The organism is Cellulomonas humilata (assembly GCF_030814415.1).
In the GTDB taxonomy this organism is placed as follows: Bacteria; Actinomycetota; Actinomycetes; order Actinomycetales; family Cellulomonadaceae; genus Cellulomonas; species Cellulomonas humilata_A.
The window spans coordinates 1-3,451 of the sequence record NZ_JAUSVB010000009.1; the positions used below are offsets into that span (position 1 = coordinate 1).

Consider the following 3,451-nt stretch of genomic DNA (forward strand, 5'->3'; position numbering starts at 1 on the left):
GGGAAACAGAAAGAGCCACCCCCGTAGGGGTGGCTCTTCCTGAATGATGTCCGGCGGCGTCCTACTCTCCCACACCCTGGCGAGTGCAGTACCATCGGCGCTGAAGGGCTTAGCTTCCGGGTTCGGAATGGGACCGGGCGTTTCCCCTTCGCTATGACCGCCGTAACGCTATCGAGTTGTCAAACGGGTTCCCGTTCGTTACTCGGGAACCGCACAGTGGACGCGTACACGCATTGAATGGTGTGGTGAAGTTGTCGGCTTATTAGTACCGGTCAGCTGCAAGGGTCTTGAGTCCCCTCTTCCACATCCGGCCTATCTACCCAGTGGTCTAGCTGGGAGCCTCTCACCCCTCGAGGGGGCATGGAAACCTCATCTTGAAGCAGGCTTCCCGCTTAGATGCTTTCAGCGGTTATCCCTTCCGAACGTAGCTAACCAGCCGTGCTCCTGGCGGAACAACTGGCACACCAGAGGTTCGTCCGTCCCGGTCCTCTCGTACTAGGGACAGCCCTTCTCAAGTTTCCTGCGCGCGCAGCGGATAGGGACCGAACTGTCTCACGACGTTCTAAACCCAGCTCGCGTACCGCTTTAATGGGCGAACAGCCCAACCCTTGGGACCTACTCCAGCCCCAGGATGCGACGAGCCGACATCGAGGTGCCAAACCATGCCGTCGATATGGACTCTTGGGCAAGATCAGCCTGTTATCCCCGGGGTACCTTTTATCCGTTGAGCGACGGCGCTTCCACAAGCCACCGCCGGATCACTAGTTCCGACTTTCGTCCCTGCTCGACCTGTCAGTCTCACAGTCAAGCTCCCTTGTGCACTTGCACTCGCCACCTGATTGCCAACCAGGCTGAGGGAACCTTTGAGCGCCTCCGTTACATTTTAGGAGGCAACCGCCCCAGTTAAACTACCCATCAGGCACTGTCCCTGATCCGGATCACGGACCGAGGTTAGATATCCAGAGCGACCAGAGTGGTATTTCAACGTTGACTCCACCGACACTGGCGTGCCGGCTTCACAGTCTCCCACCTATCCTACACAAGCCGCACCGAACACCAATACCAAACTATAGTAAAGGTCCCGGGGTCTTTCCGTCCTGCTGCGCGTAACGAGCATCTTTACTCGTAGTGCAATTTCGCCGAGTTCGCGGTTGAGACAGCGGAGAAGTCGTTACGCCATTCGTGCAGGTCGGAACTTACCCGACAAGGAATTTCGCTACCTTAGGATGGTTATAGTTACCACCGCCGTTTACTGGGGCTTAAATTCTGAGCTTCGCCTTGCGGCTGACCCGTCCTCTTAACCTTCCAGCACCGGGCAGGCGTCAGTCCGTATACATCGTCTTGCGACTTCGCACGGACCTGTGTTTTTAGTAAACAGTCGCTTCTCCCTGGTCTCTGCGGCCCTTCACGCTCCCCGAGCAAGTCGGTTCACGCTTCAGGCCCCCCTTCTCCCGAAGTTACGGGGGCATTTTGCCGAGTTCCTTAACCACGATTCTCTCGATCGCCTTGGTATTCTCTACCTGATCACCTGAGTCGGTTTGGGGTACGGGCGGCTAGAACCTCGCGTCGAGGCTTTTCTTGGCAGCATAGGATCACCAGATTCCCGCATTCGCGGTCACCGTCAGCTCTCAGGCTATATGAGGTGCGGATTTGCCTACACCTCGCCCTACGACCTTGGACGTGGACTACCATCGCCACGCTTGGCTACCTTCCTGCGTCACCCCTGTTAATACGCTTACCTACTACCGGTTCGGGTCACGCGCTCCCCGGCACGGTACCCCCGAAGGGGTGGTGTGCCGGCTTGGGCGTTTAGCATCACCGGGCTCGGTATGGGCGGTTCTTCGCCGGTACGGGAATATCAACCCGTTGTCCATCGACTACGCCTGTCGGCCTCGCCTTAGGTCCCGACTTACCCAGGGCGGATTAGCCTGGCCCTGGAACCCTTGATCATTCGGCGGACGGGTTTCTCACCCGTCATTCGCTACTCATGCCTGCATTCTCACTCGTGTGGCGTCCACCGCTGGGTTCCCCCGCGACTTCACTCGCCACACGACGCTCCCCTACCCATCCACACGCCTGAACACACCCGAGGGTGCGCTGAGCTGATATGTGAATGCCACAGCTTCGGCGGTATACTTGAGCCCCGCTACATTGTCGGCGCGGAATCACTTGACCAGTGAGCTATTACGCACTCTTTCAAGGGTGGCTGCTTCTAAGCCAACCTCCTGGTTGTCTGTGCAACTCCACATCCTTTCCCACTTAGCATACGCTTAGGGGCCTTAGCTGGTGGTCTGGGCTGTTTCCCTCTCGACTACGGAGCTTATCCCCCGCAGTCTCACTGCCACGCTCTGGCTTACCGGCATTCGGAGTTTGGCTAACGTCAGTAACCTGGTGGGGCCCATCGGCTATCCAGTAGCTCTACCTCCGGCAAGAAACACGTGACGCTGCACCTAAATGCATTTCGGGGAGAACCAGCTATCACGGAGTTTGATTGGCCTTTCACCCCTAACCACAGGTCATCCCCCAGGTTTTCAACCCTGGTGGGTTCGGTCCTCCACGCGGTCTTACCCGCGCTTCAACCTGCCCATGGCTAGATCACTCCGCTTCGGGTCTAGAGCACGCGACTGAATCGCCCTATTCGGACTCGCTTTCGCTACGGCTTCCCCACACGGGTTAACCTCGCCACGTACCACTAACTCGCAGGCTCATTCTTCAAAAGGCACGCTGTCACCCCTGCTAGGGAGGCTCCAACGGATTGTAGGCACACGGTTTCAGGTACTATTTCACTCCCCTCCCGGGGTACTTTTCACCTTTCCCTCACGGTACTTGTCCGCTATCGGTCACTAGGTAGTATTTAGGCTTACACAGTGGTCTGTGCAGATTCACTCCAGGTTTCTCGGGCCCGGAGCTACTTGGGATCCCCTTCGGGAGGCCACGCCATTTCGTCTACGGGGGTCACACCCTCTGTGCCGGGCCTTTCAATGCCCTTCGACTATGACGCGACTTTCTGACTCCCTGCTGATTCGGCAGAACCAGCTGAAAGGTCCCACAACCCCGTGCACGCAACGCCTGCCGGCTTGAACACGTACACGGTTTGGCCTGATCCGCTTTCGCTCGCCACTACTCACGGAATATCTCTTCCTGGCGGTACTGAGATGTTTCACTTCCCGCCGTTCCCTCCACACACCCTATATATTCAGGTGCGGGTCACACGACATGACTCGTGCGGGGTTTCCCCATTCGGACATCCTCGGATCACGGTTCGTTTGCCAACTCCCCGAGGCTTATCGCAGGCTACAACGTCCTTCTTCGGCTCCTAGTGCCAAGGCATCCACCCTGTGCCCTTATAAACTTGACCACAAAGATCATTCAAAAAGATGCTCGCGTCCACTGTGCAGTTCTCAAGCTACGACCGGAACAAGCACCCTCACCCCAGCGCCTACCCACACCC

Annotated in this window: 2 rRNA genes; both read right to left on the reverse strand. The window is 57.5% G+C overall.

Annotated elements, in window-relative coordinates:
- Positions 1-48: 48 nt before the first annotated feature.
- Positions 49-165 (reverse strand): 5S ribosomal RNA (gene rrf / locus J2X26_RS21650).
- Between the two features lie 77 nt (positions 166-242).
- Positions 243-3,358, reverse strand: a 23S ribosomal RNA gene (locus J2X26_RS21655).
- Positions 3,359-3,451: the final 93 nt, after the last annotated feature.